Below are 17254 nucleotides of genomic sequence, written 5' to 3' on the forward strand. Positions count from 1 at the left end.
AATTTTGATTACACCATATGGACTGAGAACAAACTCTCTGTATCGCAACCCATCTCTCTTTTTTTGCTTTTTGCTTGTGCCCATTTATGCTCAATTGGGTTAAGATCTGGCGAATATGTAGGCAAATACTCCACCATATACCCTGCATCGATGATGACTTGTTGAATATTATGTTTTTTGTGAAAAGTGGCATTGTCCATCATGATTACACTGTTTTTAGGGAGTACTGGGATAAGGACTTGTGTGACCCAGGCATAGAAAACATCGCTGTTAATATTGATATCAAATAATCCGATAGCAAACAGCGTTGTGCCTAATAAAGCGCCGATAACATTTGTTCTTCCCCTAGCTCCCCAGTTCTTCAGGCCAAAACACCGTTGACCTTTTGGGGAATAGCCGTGAGTCCGTGGGGCATCGTGTGAAAAACCACTTTCATCAATAAAAACAATAGGTTTACCTTCTTTTTCATACTGTTGTTTTTTTTGTTGAAATCCCTGCCGGGCGTTTTCGTCGGCTTTCGGATGACGTAGAGTTTTTTTTATAGGTCAATCCCAGCTTTTTAAGCGCTTGCCAAATGGCCTTCTGACAAACGCCAAAACGCTCTGCACGTTCTTTTTGGTAAGCATCTGGATATTGTTCAACATCTTTTATCAACTCGGATTTATCGATCTTTCGCTGACGCGTGGTCGATGCTTTTGACTCTATTTGATTAATCCAACGCGATACAGAGGCAGGGCCAATCCGAAATTGCTTCGCTGTTTCTCGGATACTCAACCCTTCGTTTTTCCGTGTAGATATCACTTTACGTCTAAAATCAATTGAATAGCTCATTTAAATAATGTAATCAAAATTAAGTCGTTTAGCTATAATTGGGAACGTCTCATCGTCATTTTTGACTTTCCGCCGGAGATCCGCAAGGTTATCTACACCACCAACGCGATAGAGTCGTTAAATGCTTCATTGCGCAAGATAACGAAAACGCGACGAATATTTCCAACGGATGACTCGGTGATAAAATTACTCTATCTAGCCTTGCATAATATCTCTGCTAAATGGACCTTGCCAATCAGAGACTGGAAACCTGCTATGAGCCAATTCATGTTGATGTATGGAGAGGCTTTGTTGAATAATTTAAGATACTGATTTATATAAGCATTATAAAATTTCAACGACTAATTTTTCCTCTCGGAATGCTTTTTATTGTGCTAACTATTTGATTTGTCGTTCTAACAAAATACATTCTCTGTAAATGCATTCTAACTAAAGAAGATGTAAATCAAACGGTTAAATTATTAAATAAAGCCGTATGGAGAACGAATCTCCGGTTAAGCAATGGAGCCATTTACACAAAATTCTTTACAGACTCCGCTATTCTGCCACACTTCGATTTGCAGCCGCCAGGCTGCTTCGTTCGGCAGCACAAATCCTTCCATGTTGGATATAGCGCTGCGGTGATGGTTGGGTTAAATCAGAATGGTGGCTCGTCGTCGAATTTCATCGGCGGTTCGTTATTAGGCGGCGGTGTTTGCTGGTGGCGTCCATTGCCGTTTGTTTTCTGGCGGGCTTTGTTGAATAAATCAGAATTAGCCGACAGGATGACTCCCTCTGCTACACCTGTTATCCTATCCTGACGCTGTGTGGCATACCCAACAACGTCATACGGTTCAGCGCTTTGACCATCGCTATGGCTTCACCTACTTGAGCCTCATAGTCACGCAGGCTCAGATGGCCACCCAGCAAAGTTTTTATGCGGAACATCGCTGTTTCTGCCACTGAACGCCGGTGATAACCCACTTTCTTTTTCCACATATCATTACTCCCGCTCAGACGCTGATTCGCCACCGCATGGTTACGTTCATGGTACTTGTCCGGCCAGTATTTGGCTCCGCTTCGCGGCGGGATAAGGGGCCTGATTTTCTTTCTTAGCAACGCATCGTGGCAGTAACGGGCGTCATAAGCACCGTCTGCTGACACTTCCCTGATTTTTCGGTGGGTTTGGTTAATCAGGCCCGGCAGTGCCTGCGCATCTGTCGTTCCGCTGAGCGATAAGTCGGCACAGATAATCTCATGCGTCGCACTGTCTGTGTAGTGGCATACTGAATTTGGCCACCTAAGTAGAGGTGATATGCTTACCTCATAATTTTTATAGGTGCCAAAATGAGTAAAATAATTACTGCTGAATTTAAATGTGAAACCGCCAAATTAGTCCTTGACCAAAATTATACCTACCAGGAAGCCGCGAAAGCCATTAACGTCAGTCTTTCAGCGATTAGCCGGTGGGTAAGAGCCCTTCGTTTAGAACGTCAAGGGAAAACATCGCCTGGTCTGCCATTAACACCTGAACAAATTGAGTTCAGAGAAATGAAGAAAAAAATCCACCGACTGGAAATGGAGAATGCCATCTTAAAAAAGGCTACTGCGCTCTTAATGTCCGACTCACTGAAAAATTCTCGGTAGTTGAAAAGCTAAGAGCGCTTTATCCAGTGAAAGCGTTGTGTCGTATTTTTAATGTTCACCGAAGCAGTTATCGCTATTGGTGTCGACCTAAGGAGCCAGATATTGAGCGGACGATAAAACGTAGCCTGGTCAGCGAAGCGTGGAACGTTAGTGGCGGGTCTGCGGGCGCAAGGACTATCGCCACGATGGTTACCAATACACACGACGTGAAACTTGGGCGGTGGTTAGCGGGTAAGTTGATGAAAGAATTAACCCTCGTTAGTTGCCAAACAAGAAAACATCAATACAACCGCGGTGGAAATGAACGTATTGATATTCCAAATCTGCTCAATAGGCAGTTCGCTGTTACCAAGCCTGACCAGGTTTGGTGCGGCGATGTAACCTATATTTGGACAGGCGACCGATGGGCGTATCTGGCGGTGGTATTAGATTTATTTGCCCGAAAACCCGTGGGTTGGGCAATGTCGTTTTCGCCAGATTCAGAATTAACAGCCAAAGCACTACAAATGGCTTGGGAACTGCGTGGGCATCCCAAACAAGTCATGTTTCATAGTGACCAAGGAAGCCATTACACCAGTCGTCAGTATAGGCAGGCATTGTGGCGTTATCAGATGACCCAAAGTATGAGTCGCAGAGGAAATTGTTGGGATAATAGTCCGATGGAGCGATTCTTCCGTAGTCTGAAGACTGAATGGGTGCCAACGACTGGCTACCAAAGCTTTAGTACTGCTCAATCATCCATTATTCGCTACATAACCCATTATTATAGCGATGTCAGACCTCACTGGTATAACGGTGGGTTAACACCAAATGAATCAGAACGGCTGTTCCATCAACAGTCAGGTAGGGTGGCCAAATTTAGTTGACCACTACACTGCTGCCAGATGAAGCTTGCGCCACACTCTTCGTCTGTCAGCCCCATGCTGCCTGACTTTCCATTCACCTTCGCCAAAGACCTTCAGACCGGTACTGTCGATGACCAGATGCGAGATTTCACCACGCGTTGGCGTTTTTATGCTGATACTGACGGTTTTTGCCCGCCTACTGACCAGAGAGTAGTCCGGGCAGCGCAGTGGCAGGCTCATCAGTGTAAAAACCGAGTCGACAAAGCCCTGTAATGCCCGGAGCGACAGGTTAAACACGCGCTTTATCATCAAAACCGAGGTAACAGCCATATCGGTGTAGTAAAGCGGCCGACCACGACCTTCAGGCGAAGAACTGTCAGTCCATGCAGCGATGGCCGACTCATCAAGCCAGGCCCCATTCCCACTCGAAACGCAACAAAGTGACCCACTTGCCAGAGTCGGATAAAATCACCGTTCTGGCCATACTGGAGAGCCTGTTGCATGCAGGGAAAACATCTGACTCAGAAAGAACGGTTCTACATCGAAAAGCGGCGTGGTGAAGGTGTCAACCAAGCTACCATCGCCAGAGAGCTTGCTCTGCCTCGCTCGACCATCAGCAGGGAACTCAGACGCAATACTGACCCTACTTTCAATGGTGTCTACTGCTGTAGAAGGGCGGACACTCTGGCCCGGGAACGCCGTCATAAGCCTCTGCCAAACAATGCTTTTTACCCGTTGGAGCCACACCTTCAGAACGAAGCAGCCTGGCGGCTGCAAATCGAAGTGTGGCAGAATAGCGATATTCTGAAACCCGCCAGCCGAAGGTTATCCCGTGTCACATTCCCCTGAGCATCAGCGCGTTCATACAAAAATGGTTAAGCAGATTTTCAAAACGGTGGTCCGACAGGGCAACCTCCCTTACCAGCAATTCCGCCTTTTCGTTGACAACGATCCTGACTGCACAGAGTGGTTCTGGACCACCTTCTACAGTGAATTCCCTGATTCTCCGTACCACTACGTTGCCTTCTGCCATACCTGTCGCCGGTTTGACCTGTACGAAACCGAAGCGGAGATGCTCTCCGATGACCCGCACGGATGATACCGGCATACAGCCCCGCCCCATGAAGACGCTGTTTCAGCGCAACAGGGCATGGGCTGACATCATGGAGGCATACCCGCTCCGGCCTGTAGAGATTGAGGTTGTCACAAAGATGCTGGCCTGCGGCACCCCACTGACGGGCAGCCGGGAATTTCGCTGCAGCAACCCCGACTGCACTCACCACCGTTACATCCATCAGAGCTGCCACGGACGCGGATGTCCGACCTGCGGCAAAAAGGCCACCGACCTGTGGATTGCCACCATGATGGCCCGCCTGCCGGATACGCCGTGCCAGCACGGCACATTCACGATGCCGGATACCCTGTGGCCATTGTTTGAAGCCAACCGCTGGCTGCTGAATGGCCTCTTTGCGCTGGCGGCGGACAACCTGCTGTACGCTGCGGAGCAGCGGGGCCTGACCACCGGTATTTTCGGCGCTCTTCACACGTATGGTCGCCAGCTTAACTGGAACTGCCATATTCACCTGTCGTGGACCTCCGGCGGCATAAATGAGCACGGTGCCTGGAAAAAACTGTCGTTTGCCCTGCCGAAGGTCAGGGCGCGCTGGGTATGGAATGTACGCCAGTATCTGCTGTCTGCATGGGAGTCTCTTGTTCTGCCGCCGCAGCTGGCTCACATCCGGGATTATGATGAATGGAAGCGCTTTATCCTCAGCCAGGGGAAAAATGAGCAGGGAGAGATTTACTGGCACGTGTATTTTGCGAAGCCGACGAAACATCCCCGGCAGACAGCAAAGTACCTGGGCCGGTACCTGAAAAAACTGCCTGTGTCGGGTGCGCGACTGGCACACTACGACGGGGGAAGCCGCATCACCCTGCGTTTTCTGGATCACCGGACGGGGAGGCATGAAGACCTGGCGCTCAGTCAGCGTGAGCTGATATAGCCAACCGACTTAAAAATGATTACATCCTATGCCCTGATATGCGGCAAAGAAGCATAGCTGGCTGTTATCAAAATAATGTCGCTTGGCTATACTGCGGCTGATAAAGCATATACCGGAGAAGCATTTCCGGATGGTGCGTTACTTTGGTTTTCTGGCTAACCGCGTAGTGGGAAAACTGTTGCCTCTGGTGAGAAAAGCCCTGGGGCAGGATAATGTGAAAAAAGCAGCGCCAGTGACATACACAACGCTGAGTCAGGGATTACTGAATACAGACCCGTTTGCCTGCCTGCCTGCCTGCCTGCTGTGCGGGGCAAAAATGGCGTTCAGCCGGGCGCTGCCGGCAACGGCCCTGGAGAAGCGAATCGCGAACGCCGGGGAGATAGCGCGAATGCGTTACGTTGGATAATGCGGGGCTTTGTTGAATAATTTAACCGTTTGATTTACATCTTCTTTAGGTAGAATGCATGTACAGAGACTGTATTTTGTTAGAACGACAAATCAAGTAGTTAGCACAATAAAAAGCATTACGGCTGGAAAACTTAGTTGTTGAAGTGTTATAATAATTATGTAAATCAGCATGTTAAATTATTCAACAAAGCCATAATGCGGGGAAACTCTGCCTGGAATTCGGCGATGTAATCAAAAAACGCGCAATGTGTTCAAAAATCACCCAAACACAGAGGCATTCACGATAAAAAAGCCGGTTTTCATCGTTGCCAGCCCCCGAAATCAGGGGCCCCAAAAAGTTTGAAATTCCTAGGCGTTAAAAAGTGGTAACACCGTAGTTTTATACCAACCTAGTTTGATGCCAACACCAGGCATAACCCTCGCACCAGCGGCGCAGCACTCTGTGCCCTGGTTTTTACATTGATGATGGAGGACTCATGGGACAACTAATCGATGGCGTATGGCACGATACCTGGTATGACACCAGCAAGACAGGCGGTCACTTCAAACGTACCACGGCACAATTTCGCCACTGGATAACCCCGGATGGTACACCTGGCATCACGGGCGAAGGTGGCTTTGAAGCCCAAACTAATCGCTACCACCTGTATGTTTCGCTCGCCTGCCCCTGGGCGCACCGCACCTTGATCATGCGCCAGCTTAAAGGGTTACAGGAACACATCGGTGTATCCGTAGTGCATCCGTTGATGTTGGATCAGGGCTGGACTTTCGGCATCGATTTTCCTGACACCACCGGTGATTCGCTCTATCAGCATGAATTTCTCTATCAGCTCTACCTGCATGCCAATGCCGATTACAGTGGACGCGTTACCGTTCCGGTACTGTGGGACAAAGCGCGCCATACCATCGTCAGTAATGAATCCGCCGATATTATCCGCATGTTTAATTCGGCGTTTGATGGAATGTGGGCCACGCCCGGCGATTACTACCCGGAGGCGCTGTGCACGCAGATTGATGCGTTAAACGAATGGATTTATCCCACCATCAATAACGGCGTATACAAAGCGGGATTTGCAACCTCACAAAGCGCCTATGATGAAGCGGTCAAGGGCGTATTTGAGGCATTGGACACACTGGAGGTCCGTCTGGCGCAGCAGCGTTACCTGACAGGCAACGCACTGACCGAAGCGGATATTCGTCTGTGGACCACGTTACTGCGTTTCGATCCGGTTTATCATACCCACTTCAAGTGTGACAAACGTCGGCTGGCCGACTATCCGAATCTGTTTGGCTTCCTGCGCGATATTTACCAGCTTCCTGGCATTGCAGAAACCGTGAACATCCCGCATATCCGCCATCACTACTACCGCAGTCACGGCACAATCAATCCGCACGGCATTATTTCCATCGGGCCAGAAAACGACCTGAGTGCGCCGCACGGACGTGACAGGTTTAATCAGCGGACGAATTAATCAGTAACAGACCGTCGCGAGCATCACATCACGCCTGGTTCAGCGCTTTGGGCAATTCGCGCAAGAACCAGGATTTTGCCTCGCCCATGCTGTCACGACGCCAGGCCATGATAATCTGGCTCTCCATGGAATATTCCGGGCTGACAACCCGCAAGCGACCTTCAGCAATATCCTGGGCGACCATCGGATAAGGCATGGTCGCCACGCCCAATCCCGCCAATAGCGCACGGCGTTTATCATCAATAGAACTCACCGTTAAACGCTGCTGCTTATCCAGCAGTTGCACCGTTAATACCGGTCGTTCGCGCGCGGTATCCGCCACGGCAATCCCGCGATATTTAATGCGTGTCACATCCGACAGCGGCTCAGGCTCCTGATGAATAGGGTGATCCGGACTGGCGACGTAAACGTTGTTCATGGTGTATAGCTTGCGCGTATTCACTTCAGACGAAGCGCGAAAGTGCATATCAGGCGCAATCACGATATCGGCCCGCCCCTGCTCCAAACGCTCCCAGGCACCGGCCAGTACCTCGGTCAGCAATGACACCTGGGTATTGGCCTTCAGCGCCAGCTTATCCAACAGGGGAGACAATTTCTCGGTAGGGATCAGCGCTTCAACGACAATGGTAATATGGGTTTCCCAGCCACGCGCCAGCGCTTCCGCATCGGTGGTCAGTTTATCGGCAGCTTCAAGCAGGATTCGCCCCCGTTCGAGCAACATACGCCCCACGTTGGTAAATTTTGTGCGGTGCCCTGAGCGATCAAAAAGCACGACGTCGAGCTCTTCTTCTAGCTTCTGCATGGTGTAGCTCAGCGCCGACGGCACGCGCCCCAACTCATCAGCCGCTGCCGCAAAGCTGCCACGGCGATCGATGGCACCCATAACTCGCAGCGCTTCCAGCGTTAATGCCCGTTCTTTTGCCATTTATTCACTCATTCAGGAATTTTGAATATACCGACCAGATTAACTAGCTAACAATCCAACGTCCACACAATTACTATTTGTTTAGTGTAATTTTTGAGGTGCAGAACCATGATCATATGCAGAACAGCGGAACAGTGCGGTCAAGCTGACTACGGCTGGCTGCAAGCGCGCTACACCTTCTCCTTCGGCCATTATTTCGATCCTGAGCTGTTAGGCTTTGCCTCACTGCGCGTGTTGAATCAGGAAGTCCTCAAGCCTGGCTCGGCATTTCAGCCACGCACCTACCCGCAGGTCGATATTTTAAATATTCTGCTGCAAGGTGAAGCGGAATATCGCGACAGCAACGGAGGCCATATCCGCGCAAAAGCGGGCGACGTCCTGCTATTAGCCGCACAGCCTGCGGTGAGTTACAGCGAGCACAGTATCAGCGATACAACGCCGCTGACACGTTTGCAGCTGTGGTTCAACGCCTGCCCGTCACGGGAAAACAGCGCGCTGCAACGGCTTGCACTGTGCGATGCAAAGGTCAAACTGCTCGCCTCACCGGAAGGTGAAAACGGCATCCTGCAACTTCGCCAGCAGGTTTGGGTACACCATCTGCAATTGGAAGAAGGCGAACAGCACACGTTTACGCTCAACGGCAATCGCGCCTATTTTCAGGTGATTCACGGTGCAATGGAAGCCATGACGCCGCAAGAGAACGCAACGATGTTACAGTGTGGAGACGGCGCCTTCATTCAGCAGGAAAAACAGCTGACTATCCGCGCCAAAGCCCCGCTGCGTGCGCTGCTTATCGATCTGGTTGCCTGAGGCGCATTAAACCCACTGATGGATTATCACAGCGCGATCCATGCCTTACATGGTAAGATGGACAACATGTTCATCATCATGCGGTAGGATCAGGCCAATGGATTCAAGCGACCAAGACAAACTCCTTGCCCAGGCGGAAAGCATTTGCCAACAGCGCAACGTACGCCTTACGCCACAGCGACTCGAAGTGCTTCGGCTGATGGCGCAGCAACACGGCGCGATCAGTGCATACGATCTGTTGGATCTGCTGCGCGCTTCAGAACCGCAAGCCAAGCCCCCTACCGTCTATCGCGCACTGGATTTTCTGCTGGAGCAAGGGTTTATCCACCGCGTGGAATCGACCAACAGCTATGTCATGTGTCACCACATTGAAGAGCATAGCCATACTTCAGCGCTGTTTATTTGCGATCGCTGCGGACAAGTGACAGAACGTCAGACGGAAGGCATTGAAGCCATTCTTCAGCAATTGGCACAAAGCGCCAATTTTACGCTGCGCCACAGCGTGGTGGAAGCGCATGGCCTGTGCGAGGCCTGTCAGCAAGTAGCTGATTGCCGTGAACACGGGCACTGCCACCACGACCATACGGTGCCCATCAAAAATGCGAAACCCGGTCGTTGATCTGAAAGTGCATCACGTCCCCGACAAGGCTTTTCCTGAAAAGAAACGCCCTGTCGGTTAACGGGATTTAACTCCACTCACCGTTGCGGATAACGCCGACGGCCAGCCCTTCGATACTGAAGCTCTGCTCACGCAAATCAACCACGATGGGAGCAAAGGCCTCATTCTCCGCCAGAAGTTGTACGGTATTACCTTGACGCTTCAAGCGCTTAACCGTCACTTCATCTTCAATGCGCGCCACCACTACCTGTCCGTTACGCACTTCTTGCGTTTTATGCACGGCAAGCAAATCACCGTCCAGTATCCCGATGTCCTTCATCGACATACCGCTGACACGCAGCAGAAAGTCTGCGTGCGGCTTGAACATGGCCGGATCGACCTGATAGTGGCACTCGATGTGTTCTTGCGCCAGCAGCGGTTCACCCGCAGCAACACGACCAATCAGCGGCAGGCCGGCATTTTCTTCTTCCATCAGCAGGCGGATCCCGCGTGATGCACCGGAGACGATTTCAATTACGCCTTTACGCGCCAGCGCCTTCAGATGCTCTTCCGCCGAGTTCGGTGAGCGGAAACCCAGTCGCTGGGCAATCTCGGCACGCGTTGGCGGCATGCCGGACTGCGCAATATGATCGCGAATCAGATCATAGACCTGCTGCTGTCTGGTTGTTAATGCTTTCATCCCGCCCCCTGGTTGTTTATACAGTCTACCTGTGAGTATATACAGGTCATCGCGGCTTGGGAATGACAGAGAGGCAAATACCCGTGTTTTTATGAGCATTGCCCCAAAATTATGCTGAAATCACCCCAGTACCAGAGGCCAGAGAATGCTCACCCAGACAACGGCGGCAAAGACCAAGGCCACAAACACAGCCGCCGATCCGATATCCTTGGCGCGCCCGGACAGTTCATGGTGCTCCGTCCCCACGCGATCGACTACTGCCTCAATCGCGCTGTTGACTAACTCCATTAGCACCACCACCACCACCACGCCAATCAGCAATAGCCGCTCCAGCAGTGATACGGTGAACCAACACGCAACCAACACCGCCACCACCAGCAGCATCAGTTCTTGCCGAAATGCAGCTTCGTGCTGCCATGCCTGTTTCAGCCCTTTGAGAGAGTACCCGGTTGCCTTGATAATCCGAGTTACCCCGGTAGCCTTATTCATGTTTTTTCACCCGTTTATCAGAGATTTTTTGCAATTTTCCCGTAACACCGTTGTCTCACACCACAGATCTCCCGTGTACTTTCTGGTATCCTTGCGGCGCATTGCTACTCATGAGGCTTCTGGTTGTTATGTCCGGCTGGCGTAAAATTTACTATAAATTACTGAATTTCCGACTTAAATTGTTAGTGAAAAGCAAGATAATTCCTAACGATCCCGTGGCGGAGTTAGGGCTAGATCCGTCTCGCCCCATCCTTTATGTGCTGCCCTATAACTCACAGGCGGATTTACTGACGCTGCGCGCAAAATGCAAAGCGTTAGAACTGCCCGATCCGCTGGAACCGACTGAAATTGACGGTGTATCACTGCCCAGCCACGTGTTTATTAACGATGGCCCGCGCGTGTTCCGCTATTACACGCCCAAGCAGGAATCCGTCAAACTGTTCCATGATTATCTGGATCTGCACCGTAACAATCCCTATCTCGATGTACAGATGGTGCCCGTTTCTGTCATGTTTGGCCGCTCTCCGGGCCGCGAAGGACAGCACGGCGCAACGCCGCACCTGCGTCTGTTGAATGGCATTGAGAAGTTTTTTGCGGTGCTCTGGCTGGGACGCGACAGCTTTGTGCGCTTCTCCAGCATCGTGTCGCTGCGGCACATGGCCACCGAACACGGCACTGACAAAACCATAGCGCACAAACTGGCGCGTGTCGCCCGCATGCACTTTGCCCGTCAGCGTCTGGCCGCCGTTGGCCCACGCTTGCCAGTACGTCAAGAGTTATTCCACAAGCTGCTGGATTCTAAGGCCATCAAGAAAGCCGTTGAAGATGAGGCACGCAGCAAGAAAATCTCCCATGAGAAAGCGCAGCAAAATGCCATCGCCCTGATGGAAGAGATCGCCGCGAACTTCTCTTATGAAGCCGTGCGACTTTCCGATCGCATTCTGAGCTGGACCTGGAACCGCCTGTATCAAGGCATCAATGTGCATAATGCCGAGCGCGTGCGCCAGTTGGCACAGGATGGCCATGAACTGGTTTACGTGCCTTGTCACCGTAGCCACATGGACTACCTGCTGCTCTCTTATGTGCTGTATCATCAAGGTCTGGTTCCTCCCCATATCGCGGCCGGTATCAACCTGAATTTCTGGCCCGTAGGTCCTATTTTCCGCCGCCTGGGGGCTTTCTTTATTCGCCGGACCTTCAAAGGCAACAAACTCTACTCCACCATTTTCCGCGAATATCTCGGCGAACTGTTCTCACGCGGCTACTCCGTTGAGTACTTTATGGAAGGGGGACGTTCGCGTACGGGTCGATTGCTGGAGCCCAAGACCGGCACGCTGGCCATGACCCTTCAGGCAATGCTGCGCGGCGGTACCCGCCCTATCACGCTGGTGCCGATCTATGTGGGTTATGAGCATGTGATGGAAGTGGGCACCTATGCGAAAGAACTGCGCGGTGCCACCAAAGAGAAAGAGGGCTTCATGAAGATGGTGCGAGGGTTACGCAAGCTGCGCAACCTGGGGCAAGGCTATGTGAATTTTGGCGAACCGCTGTCTTTGACGCCTTACCTCAACCACCACGTGCCGCAATGGCGCGAAGCTATCGATCCGATTGAAGCACAGCGCCCTACCTGGCTCACGCCTACCGTGCAGGATATTGCCGATATCATCATGGTGCGCATTAACAATGCTGCCGCCGCGAACGCCATGAACCTGTGTTCCACGGCACTGCTGGCGTCACGTCAGCGTGCGCTGACCCGTGAGCAAATGCATGAGCAACTGGACTGCTATTTGCAACTGCTGCGCAATGTGCCTTACAGCAAAGATGTCACCGCACCGAAAAAGACCGCGCCGGAACTGCTGGAACACGCGCTGGCGATGAATAAATTCGAAGTCGAGCAAGACAATATTGGCGAGATCATCATTCTGCCGCGTGAACAGGCCGTGTTGATGACTTATTATCGCAATAACATCCAGCACTTGCTGGTGCTGCCATCGATGATTGCCAGCATTGTCATGCACCGCGGAAGGATCACGCCGGGTGAATTAACACGACAGATGTCGTTGATTTACCCATTAATTCAAGCCGAACTGTTCTTGCATTACAGCAAAGAAGCGCTGCCTGCCGTCATTGAAACGTTGACCGCTGAGCTGGTGCGTCAGGAACTGATTGTCATCAAGCAAGATACGCTGGTGCTGAACCCGCTGCGTATTCGCACACTCCAACTGCTGGCTGCCGGCGTGCGGGAAACCCTGCAACGCTACGCGATTACGCTGTCATTGCTCGGTTCTAACCCGGAAATGAACCGCGGTACGTTGGAAAAAGAGAGCCGCAATATGGCGCAGCGTCTGTCCGTGCTGCATGGCATTAACGCGCCTGAGTTCTTTGATAAGGCGGTGTTCTCAACGCTGGTTGCCACGCTGCGTCAAGAGGGTTACATCAGCGACAGCAGCAGCGTGGATACGCGCAATACCTTGGAACTCTACCGCACCCTTAGCGATTTGATCACACCGGAAGTCAGGTTGACAATTGAAAGTGCCAGCACACCGGCCAGCGCTGAATCGGAAGACGAGAAGCAGGAAGTAACGCAAGCTTAGTTACGCTACTGCGCGGTTTATTGCCGCTTTACTCCGGCATCACACGCCATGTGTGATGCCGGGTACCATCACAGCCCCAGCACAATCCCCGCAAACAACACCATCCCCACAAAGTTATTGTTGTGGAACGCACGGAAACAGGCATCACGCTCACACCCGGCGGTCAGCCATTGCTGATAGCCGAACAGCCCCGCCGCCATCAGCACGCTGAGGTAAAATACCGCCCCCAGTTTCATCTGCATGCCTAGCACCACCATCAACGCCAGCATGCTCGCCTGCAACAAGCCGATGATCAAGGTATCAAAGCGCCCGAACAGAATCGCGGTGGATTTAATGCCAATTTTGAGGTCATCATCGCGATCGACCATGGCATATTGCGTGTCATAGGCGACAGTCCAGCAGATGTAGGCTAAAAACATAATCCAAGCGCTGGCCGGCAGGGATTCGCTCACGGCGGCATAGGCCATGGGGATCGACCAGCCAAATGCCGCACCCAACACAAACTGCGGCAGGTGGCTGACGCGTTTCATGAAAGGGTATATCCATGCCAATGCCAACGCCGCCACGGAGAGCCAAATGGTCATCCGATTCAATGTCAGCACCAGCGCAAACGCCATCAGCACCAGAACAACAAACAGTACTTTTGCCGATTGCTCGCTCACCAGGCCGCTGGGTAAGGGACGAGACGCGGTACGTTTTACATGCCCATCAAAATGGCGGTCAGCGTAATCATTGATCACACAACCTGCCGCACGCATCAGAAATACCCCCGCGACGAAGACCAACAGCGTCCACGGTCTCGGTACGTCGCCACCCGCCAACCATAATGCCCAGAGGGTTGGCCAGAGCAACAGCAGGGAACCAATCGGCTTATCAATTCGCATTAACCGACAATAAGCGCCCCATTTTCCCGCTGTCATACTTCGTTCCAACGTCATTTCTCCTTAACGGTTACCCTGGTCAACGCCTTGAAAATGATACGCAGGCGACGAGGGCAAAAACAATTCTGTCAGCAGTATTGGCTGATTAAACAAACGCAGGCGGGATCGCCGAGCCCACAGGTTTTCACAGCGTCCAATGTGAATGTAATCGCGTTGCAGGGAATCCTGTTTGAACAGATAGCGCCCAAGCGGTGTATCACCAAGCGTTGTCAACGCCGACACCGAGGTGTCCATGGCCGAGGGTGGAATCAAGGTTCTGGCGGCCACCCAGGGCTGTCCATCACCGTAGATTATCACCTCTCGCAACCAATAACGCGCGCTGTCGGGTAACTCACGCTGTTCATCACCCAGCATCTCAGTCGCAATGTAACCATTATAGTACGGCACCACCGTCAACTGCGTGCAATGTCGTTCCAGCCGCTGCGTCATTGAACCGGTCTCTTTTAGCCAGGTATCGACGGGGGATGGCAACGCCATCGGAGTTTCTTTTAACCAATCGGTCGCGTGCAACCATTCAATGGTGCGCAGCAGTGTTAGCGCTGCATCGGACATATCCCTACTCCAATGGTGGCTGTTGATGCATGACGATGGCCTCGATACCGTTGCGATATGTTGCACTCTCATCATTCACGCCGGTAGCGTTAGTCTTGCTCGCCGGGTTTGGTGAAATGCATACTGCGGCACCTATTGTAGCGCACAACCATCACGCCTCGGCACACCCCGCCACCGTTGAGTGCGCAATATGATAACATTTTTTTAATCTTTGATAGCGCACAGGCAAGATTTGATCGCCATTTGCTCAGAAAAAAACGAAAACAGGGACATAAAAAAACACTATCTGGCGATATACCAGATAGTGTTCATGTTGAGCGTAATAGCGTGTTGATGCTATCTATCCGGGCCTCAGCGCAACGCGCCTGTGCCCGGCGTTGATTACATCATGCCGCCCATACCACCCATACCGCCCATGCCGCCCATACCGCTAGCAGCACCTAAGTCGCCTTTATCTTCTTTCGGCAACTCGGTCACCATACATTCGGTGGTGATCATCAGGCCAGCAATGGATGCAGCATATTGCAGTGCAGAACGAGTTACTTTGGTCGGATCCAAAATACCCATGTCGATCATGTTGCCGTAAACTTCTGTTGCGGCGTTGTAACCGTAGTTACCTTCGCCTGCTTTCACGTTGTTAGCCACAACGGAAGGTTCTTCACCGGCATTTTCCACGATTTGACGCAGCGGTGCTTCCATTGCGCGCAGCGCAACACGAATACCGACGTTCTGATCTTCGTTTTCAGCTTGCAGATGGCGAATGGCATTAGCGACGCGAATCAGCGCCACACCACCACCGGCAACCACGCCTTCTTCAACGGCAGCACGGGTCGCGTGCAGCGCATCTTCAACGCGTGCTTTCTTCTCTTTCATTTCCACTTCAGTGGCTGCGCCAACCTTGATAACGGCAACGCCGCCTGCCAGTTTGGCAACGCGTTCTTGCAGTTTTTCGCGATCGTAATCAGAAGTCGCGTCTTCGATCTGCTGACGAATCTGACCAACACGACCTTGAATCACCACTTCATCACCCACACCGTCGATGATGATGGTGGTGTCTTTGTTGATCACAACGCGTTTTGCCTGACCCAGGTCTTCCAACTTGGCTTTTTCCAGTTCCAGACCGATCTCTTCAGAGATAACAGTACCGGCAGTCAGGGTTGCGATATCTTGCAGCATGGCTTTACGACGATCGCCGAAGCCCGGTGCTTTCACCGCGGCAACTTTAACGATACCGCGCATGGTGTTCACCACCAGCGTCGCCAACGCTTCACCTTCAACATCTTCTGCAATGATCAGCAGCGGTTTGCCTGCTTTGGCAACAGCTTCCAGCACTGGCAGCATTTCACGGATGTTGGAGATCTTTTTGTCAGCCAGCAGGATGAACGGGCTTTCCAGCTCAACGGAACCGGTTTCTGGTTTGTTGATGAAATACGGGGAGAGATAACCGCGATCGAACTGCATCCCTTCCACAACGGCCAGTTCATCTTGTAAGCCGGAGCCTTCTTCTACAGTGATAACGCCTTCTTTGCCCACTTTTTCCATGGCTTCAGCGATCAGTTTACCCACTGTGTCATCAGAGTTGGCAGAGATGGTACCGACCTGAGCAATGGCTTTGGTATCAGCACAAGGTACGGACAGTTTTTTCAGTTCTTCAACCGCAGCGATAACCGCTTTATCGATACCGCGTTTCAGATCCATCGGGTTCATGCCTGCGGCAACGGCCTTCAGACCTTCATTAACGATAGACTGTGCCAGTACGGTTGCCGTGGTGGTGCCGTCGCCCGCCGCGTCGTTCGCTTTGGAGGCCACTTCTTTCACCATCTGCGCGCCCATGTTTTCGAACTTGTCTTCCAGCTCGATTTCACGCGCTACGGACACACCGTCTTTGGTAATGACCGGAGAACCAAAAGATTTATCCAGAACGACGTTGCGGCCTTTCGGGCCTAAGGTCACTTTTACTGCGTTAGCAAGAACGTTCACGCCGCGCAGCATTTTTACGCGCGCGTCATTGCCGAATTTTACGTCTTTAGCTGCCATGGTTTATTTCCCTTAAATTCGTTCGATTCAGATGATTACGCTTCAACAATCGCCAGGATGTCGCTTTCAGACATGATCAGGACTTCTTCGTTGTCGATCTTCTCGGCTTTTACGCCATAGCCATCATTGAAAATGACGATATCGCCAACTTTCACATCCAGCGGTTTTACGTCGCCGTTTTCCAGAATGCGACCATGTCCCACTGCCAGTACTTCACCACGGGTAGATTTAGCCGCAGCAGAACCGGTCAGAACAATACCGCCAGCAGATTTGGACTCGACTTCTTTACGCTTGACGATCAAGCGGTCATGCAATGGACGAATTTTCATTGATAGCTCTCCTTTGATAAAGTCCATATCAGTTTGGGATTAACGCCGGGTAAATTCTCATACACGCCTTGTGCATTTCTAAGTGGGGACGATT

The 17254-nt window shown here is 51.6% G+C and carries 17 protein-coding genes and 4 pseudogenes; 10 read left to right on the forward strand and 11 right to left on the reverse strand.

The window, feature by feature from the left end:
* Positions 1–8: 8 nt before the first annotated feature.
* Positions 9–542: an IS630 family transposase gene (locus ACQGXV_RS12230; RefSeq protein ID WP_440862665.1), complete on the reverse strand. Its 534-nt coding sequence runs from the start codon at positions 540–542 to the stop codon at positions 9–11.
* Entirely contained in the window at positions 466–831 is a 366-nt protein-coding gene (locus ACQGXV_RS12235) for an IS630 transposase-related protein (protein ID WP_440862584.1), read from the reverse strand. Before ACQGXV_RS12235 ends, ACQGXV_RS12230 begins: the two co-directional genes overlap by 77 nt.
* A gap of 21 nt (positions 832–852) precedes the next feature.
* Here ACQGXV_RS12235 and ACQGXV_RS12240 point away from each other — a divergent pair.
* A pseudogene (locus ACQGXV_RS12240) lies at positions 853–1143 on the forward strand (transposase); the annotation flags it as partial.
* A 474-nt stretch (positions 1144–1617) separates the two neighbouring features.
* On the opposite strand, the pseudogene ACQGXV_RS12245 reads toward ACQGXV_RS12240, so the two are convergent.
* Positions 1618–2082: pseudogene (locus ACQGXV_RS12245) on the reverse strand (IS5 family transposase); the annotation flags it as partial.
* A gap of 75 nt (positions 2083–2157) precedes the next feature.
* Here ACQGXV_RS12245 and ACQGXV_RS12250 point away from each other — a divergent pair.
* A protein-coding gene (locus ACQGXV_RS12250) for an IS3 family transposase (RefSeq protein ID WP_440866531.1) occupies positions 2158–3323 on the forward strand; the annotation gives its coding sequence in 2 pieces (ribosomal slippage) (positions 2158–2401 and positions 2401–3323; 1167 coding nt in all).
* A 12-nt stretch (positions 3324–3335) separates the two neighbouring features.
* Here ACQGXV_RS12250 and ACQGXV_RS12255 read toward each other — a convergent pair.
* Positions 3336–3713 (reverse strand): annotated as a pseudogene (locus tag ACQGXV_RS12255) (IS5 family transposase); the annotation flags it as partial.
* Positions 3714–3803: 90 nt separating this feature from the next.
* On the opposite strand from ACQGXV_RS12255, the gene ACQGXV_RS12260 reads away from it, so the two are divergent.
* The 4 genes and pseudogenes from ACQGXV_RS12260 to ACQGXV_RS12275 all read left to right on the forward strand — a co-directional run bounded on the left by ACQGXV_RS12260 (position 3804) and on the right by ACQGXV_RS12275 (position 7185).
* Positions 3804–4151 (forward strand): helix-turn-helix domain-containing protein, encoded by a 348-nt coding sequence (locus ACQGXV_RS12260; protein WP_440866532.1) that lies wholly within the window; start codon positions 3804–3806, stop codon positions 4149–4151.
* Entirely contained in the window at positions 4135–4401 is a 267-nt protein-coding gene (locus ACQGXV_RS12265; RefSeq protein WP_440864957.1) for a hypothetical protein, read from the forward strand. The genes ACQGXV_RS12260 and ACQGXV_RS12265 overlap by 17 nt, the downstream gene beginning before the upstream one ends.
* Positions 4385–5711 (forward strand): annotated as a pseudogene (locus tag ACQGXV_RS12270) (IS91 family transposase). The gene ACQGXV_RS12265 and the pseudogene ACQGXV_RS12270 overlap by 17 nt, the downstream one beginning before the upstream one ends.
* A 478-nt stretch (positions 5712–6189) precedes the next feature.
* On the forward strand, positions 6190–7185 hold the full coding sequence (locus ACQGXV_RS12275) for a glutathione S-transferase family protein (protein WP_440866533.1): 996 nt from the start codon (positions 6190–6192) through the stop codon (positions 7183–7185).
* A 28-nt stretch (positions 7186–7213) separates the two neighbouring features.
* Here ACQGXV_RS12275 and ACQGXV_RS12280 read toward each other — a convergent pair whose 3' ends face one another.
* On the reverse strand, positions 7214–8110 hold the full coding sequence (locus ACQGXV_RS12280) for a LysR family transcriptional regulator (RefSeq protein WP_440866534.1): 897 nt from the start codon (positions 8108–8110) through the stop codon (positions 7214–7216).
* 108 nt (positions 8111–8218) lie between these two features.
* Here ACQGXV_RS12280 and ACQGXV_RS12285 point away from each other — a divergent pair, with 108 nt between their 5' ends.
* Both ACQGXV_RS12285 and zur read left to right on the forward strand, forming a co-directional pair.
* The gene (locus tag ACQGXV_RS12285) at positions 8219–8920 is read left to right on the forward strand and encodes a pirin family protein (protein WP_440866535.1); all 702 of its coding nucleotides are present in this window, start codon (positions 8219–8221) and stop codon (positions 8918–8920) included.
* A gap of 97 nt (positions 8921–9017) precedes the next feature.
* On the forward strand, positions 9018–9539 hold the full coding sequence (gene zur, locus ACQGXV_RS12290; protein WP_440866536.1) for a zinc uptake transcriptional repressor Zur: 522 nt from the start codon (positions 9018–9020) through the stop codon (positions 9537–9539).
* 67 nt (positions 9540–9606) lie between these two features.
* On the opposite strand, the gene lexA is transcribed toward zur, so the two are convergent.
* On the reverse strand, positions 9607–10218 hold the full coding sequence (gene lexA / locus ACQGXV_RS12295; RefSeq protein WP_440866537.1) for a transcriptional repressor LexA: 612 nt from the start codon (positions 10216–10218) through the stop codon (positions 9607–9609).
* 120 nt (positions 10219–10338) lie between these two features.
* The gene (locus tag ACQGXV_RS12300; protein ID WP_440866538.1) at positions 10339–10707 is read right to left on the reverse strand and encodes a diacylglycerol kinase; all 369 of its coding nucleotides are present in this window, start codon (positions 10705–10707) and stop codon (positions 10339–10341) included.
* Between the two features lie 128 nt (positions 10708–10835).
* On the opposite strand from ACQGXV_RS12300, the gene plsB reads away from it, so the two are divergent.
* Positions 10836–13301 (forward strand): glycerol-3-phosphate 1-O-acyltransferase PlsB, encoded by a 2466-nt coding sequence (gene plsB / locus ACQGXV_RS12305; protein WP_440866539.1) that lies wholly within the window; start codon positions 10836–10838, stop codon positions 13299–13301.
* Between the two features lie 68 nt (positions 13302–13369).
* Here plsB and ubiA read toward each other — a convergent pair whose 3' ends face one another.
* Together ubiA and ubiC are read right to left on the reverse strand one after the other, a co-directional pair.
* Positions 13370–14239, reverse strand: coding sequence for a 4-hydroxybenzoate octaprenyltransferase (gene ubiA / locus ACQGXV_RS12310; protein ID WP_440866540.1), 870 nt, complete (start codon positions 14237–14239; stop codon positions 13370–13372).
* A gap of 6 nt (positions 14240–14245) precedes the next feature.
* Entirely contained in the window at positions 14246–14794 is a 549-nt protein-coding gene (gene ubiC, locus ACQGXV_RS12315) for a chorismate lyase (protein ID WP_440866541.1), read from the reverse strand.
* Positions 14795–14971: 177 nt separating this feature from the next.
* Here ubiC and ACQGXV_RS12320 point away from each other — a divergent pair, with 177 nt between their 5' ends.
* Positions 14972–15175: a hypothetical protein gene (locus tag ACQGXV_RS12320; protein ID WP_440866542.1), complete on the forward strand. Its 204-nt coding sequence runs from the start codon at positions 14972–14974 to the stop codon at positions 15173–15175.
* Here ACQGXV_RS12320 and groL read toward each other — a convergent pair whose 3' ends face one another.
* Together groL and ACQGXV_RS12330 are read right to left on the reverse strand one after the other, a co-directional pair.
* Positions 15176–16831 carry a chaperonin GroEL gene (groL, locus tag ACQGXV_RS12325; RefSeq protein ID WP_440866543.1) on the reverse strand — a complete coding sequence of 552 codons (1656 nt, stop codon included), beginning with the start codon at positions 16829–16831 and terminating at the stop codon, positions 15176–15178.
* A gap of 35 nt (positions 16832–16866) precedes the next feature.
* Positions 16867–17160, reverse strand: a complete 294-nt coding sequence (locus tag ACQGXV_RS12330; RefSeq protein ID WP_440866544.1) for a co-chaperone GroES — start codon at positions 17158–17160, stop codon at positions 16867–16869.
* Positions 17161–17254: the final 94 nt, after the last annotated feature.

The sequence above is a fragment of the Symbiopectobacterium purcellii genome, assembly GCF_052050035.1.
Classification (GTDB): domain Bacteria; phylum Pseudomonadota; class Gammaproteobacteria; order Enterobacterales; family Enterobacteriaceae; genus Symbiopectobacterium; species Symbiopectobacterium purcellii_A.

What these genes read in the sequence shown, in the direction of transcription:
- ACQGXV_RS12235 (WP_440862584.1), bottom strand. Translation starts at nt 831, where the DNA reads ATGAGCTATTCAATTGATTTTAGACGTAAAGTGATATCTACACGGAAA.
- ACQGXV_RS12260 (WP_440866532.1), top strand. Translation starts at nt 3,804, where the DNA reads ATGCAGGGAAAACATCTGACTCAGAAAGAACGGTTCTACATCGAAAAG.
- ACQGXV_RS12275 (WP_440866533.1), top strand. Translation starts at nt 6,190, where the DNA reads ATGGGACAACTAATCGATGGCGTATGGCACGATACCTGGTATGACACC.
- ACQGXV_RS12280 (WP_440866534.1), bottom strand. Translation starts at nt 8,110, where the DNA reads ATGGCAAAAGAACGGGCATTAACGCTGGAAGCGCTGCGAGTTATGGGT.
- ACQGXV_RS12285 (WP_440866535.1), top strand. Translation starts at nt 8,219, where the DNA reads ATGATCATATGCAGAACAGCGGAACAGTGCGGTCAAGCTGACTACGGC.
- zur (WP_440866536.1), top strand. Translation starts at nt 9,018, where the DNA reads ATGGATTCAAGCGACCAAGACAAACTCCTTGCCCAGGCGGAAAGCATT.
- lexA (WP_440866537.1), bottom strand. Translation starts at nt 10,218, where the DNA reads ATGAAAGCATTAACAACCAGACAGCAGCAGGTCTATGATCTGATTCGC.
- ACQGXV_RS12300 (WP_440866538.1), bottom strand. Translation starts at nt 10,707, where the DNA reads ATGAATAAGGCTACCGGGGTAACTCGGATTATCAAGGCAACCGGGTAC.
- plsB (WP_440866539.1), top strand. Translation starts at nt 10,836, where the DNA reads ATGTCCGGCTGGCGTAAAATTTACTATAAATTACTGAATTTCCGACTT.
- ubiA (WP_440866540.1), bottom strand. Translation starts at nt 14,239, where the DNA reads ATGACGTTGGAACGAAGTATGACAGCGGGAAAATGGGGCGCTTATTGT.
- ubiC (WP_440866541.1), bottom strand. Translation starts at nt 14,794, where the DNA reads ATGTCCGATGCAGCGCTAACACTGCTGCGCACCATTGAATGGTTGCAC.
- groL (WP_440866543.1), bottom strand. Translation starts at nt 16,831, where the DNA reads ATGGCAGCTAAAGACGTAAAATTCGGCAATGACGCGCGCGTAAAAATG.
- ACQGXV_RS12330 (WP_440866544.1), bottom strand. Translation starts at nt 17,160, where the DNA reads ATGAAAATTCGTCCATTGCATGACCGCTTGATCGTCAAGCGTAAAGAA.